This window comes from Vibrio sp. SG41-7, from assembly GCF_014164465.1.
Classification (GTDB): Bacteria; Pseudomonadota; Gammaproteobacteria; order Enterobacterales; family Vibrionaceae; genus Vibrio; species Vibrio splendidus.
The window spans coordinates 1-1859 of the sequence record NZ_JACJFF010000265.1; the positions used below are offsets into that span (position 1 = coordinate 1).

At 44.2% G+C, this 1859-nt stretch carries 1 protein-coding gene and 5 tRNA genes; 1 reads left to right on the forward strand and 5 read right to left on the reverse strand.

Features of this window, described 5'->3' with window-relative positions; translation table 11 throughout:
• Positions 1–27: 27 nt before the first annotated feature.
• The 3 genes from H5300_RS26475 to H5300_RS26485 all read right to left on the reverse strand — a co-directional run bounded on the left by H5300_RS26475 (position 28) and on the right by H5300_RS26485 (position 397).
• A tRNA-Gly gene (locus tag H5300_RS26475) sits at positions 28–103 on the reverse strand.
• A gap of 50 nt (positions 104–153) precedes the next feature.
• A tRNA-Cys gene (locus H5300_RS26480) sits at positions 154–227 on the reverse strand.
• Between the two features lie 83 nt (positions 228–310).
• Positions 311–397: transfer RNA gene (locus H5300_RS26485), tRNA-Leu, on the reverse strand.
• 349 nt (positions 398–746) lie between these two features.
• Here H5300_RS26485 and H5300_RS26490 point away from each other — a divergent pair.
• Entirely contained in the window at positions 747–1535 is a 789-nt protein-coding gene (locus H5300_RS26490; RefSeq protein WP_182797337.1) for a lipase family protein, read from the forward strand.
• 75 nt (positions 1536–1610) lie between these two features.
• Here H5300_RS26490 and H5300_RS26495 read toward each other — a convergent pair.
• Positions 1611–1684 (reverse strand) — tRNA-Cys (locus H5300_RS26495).
• Positions 1685–1749: 65 nt separating this feature from the next.
• Positions 1750–1836: transfer RNA gene (locus H5300_RS26500), tRNA-Leu, on the reverse strand.
• Between the last annotated feature and the right edge of the window lie 23 nt (positions 1837–1859).

The window sequence follows — 1859 nt, forward strand, 5'->3', positions numbered from 1 at the left end:
GTCAAAATGAATCAACATTACAAAATTTGGAGCGATACATCGGGTTCGAACCGATGACCTCAACCTTGGCAAGGTTGCGCTCTACCAACTGAGCTAGTATCGCATTTTCATTCTACTAATTTCTTACCTTATCAAAACGTAAGAGAAAGAGAATGGAGGCGCCTCCCGGAGTCGAACCGAGGTCCACGGATTTGCAATCCGCTGCATAGCCACTCTGCCAAGGCGCCTTTACCAACATAAAAATATATTGAAGTGTTTTAAGAGGACCACTCTTTGTTCAACACTCTACTCAAAGTAGAAACTAGATAGATGGTGCCCCGGGCCGGACTTGAACCGGCACAGCGCGAACGCCGAGGGATTTTAAATCCCTTGTGTCTACCAATTCCACCACCAGGGCAACGCAATCATGCGATGCTGATTACCGAAGAGTAAAACACCATCTCTCTGCGACCTAAGCCGTGAGAACGAGGTGTACTTTAACGGATAGAAAAAATTCGTCAACAGTAAATTTTATCTTTCAATTCAAGTGATTAATTATCGAACTCAAACGAATGAATTTAGTGCAGCTTGTACGGTTCTTATTCGTAGATTTTGAGTTTGAGTTGGAATTAAAAGGCCAAATTCCCATTTTCAGACTCACAAAATACTGTCAATTCCATTGAATTAAGGAAACACGCCTTCGTTTTCATGTGCTTTTCACATTCAAAGGCTAGAGTTTTAAGTAACGACTATTACGAAATGACAACGTGAAGCCACTAAAACGATACCAATATGAACGCTACGCTGTGCTCTGCAACCTCGCCTACCCTAGAGTTTTTAAACAAACTCGTTACGGTTTTGACCCTAATGGACAGCGCATCATAAAGAATCAGTTTGGCAAAACCATGATTCGAGTCTTATGGAGCAGCGACAAAGATGAAGTCGTCGTGGTTATCAAGGGGTCACACAGCGTTTCTGACTGGCTACTCACTTTTGCTCTATGGACAAGAAGCTGTAAAAAGATTGGGCTCAACTATCGTGTACATGCCGGGTTCTACCATCTGATGTTTCAAGAAAGCCAACCAAGCCGTAATGAAGATAAACTGGGACAAACTGTCATTGAACGCTTGGAAACCACTTTAATTCCTCTATTGGAACAAGGCAAAAGAATATCGATTACTGGCCATTCTTCTGGAGGCTCTATTGGTTGTGTATTCGCTGATTACTTAGACCAAAAATACCCAGGTTGTATTAAACGAATCGTCACGTTTGGGCAGCCCGCGGTCGGTGATTGGAGTTTCAAAAAGAACTACCGTTTAAGCAAGAAAACCTACCGTATCTGTTGCGACATCGATATTGTCACCTTCATGCCGCCCGTACCGCTGTTGTATTGGCATGTAGGGAAAGTACTTTGGCTCTATAACGGCAGGATTTACGAAAACACACCGACGTTAATACGCCTCGGGCGATCAATATTCAGTTGGTTAATCCGGCCTTTCTCTTATCACCTAATGAGTAAGTATATCCGTAATAAGGATTTCTTCGATAAGCATTGACATAAGCACTTAGGAAGCTTGTGAAGAAGCCAGAAACGAAAAAACCAGCCACGAGGACTGGTTTGTTCTGAATAGTGGAGGCGCCTCCCGGAGTCGAACCGAGGTCCACGGATTTGCAATCCGCTGCATAGCCACTCTGCCAAGGCGCCTTCAAGTCGTGTTTTAAGAGAACGACTCTGTTGATCACTACCAAACAAGATAACAATCAAATAGATGGTGCCCCGGGCCGGACTTGAACCGGCACAGCGCGAACGCCGAGGGATTTTAAATCCCTTGTGTCTACCAATTCCACCACCAGGGCACGCAATTCTTTATTGCGATGCC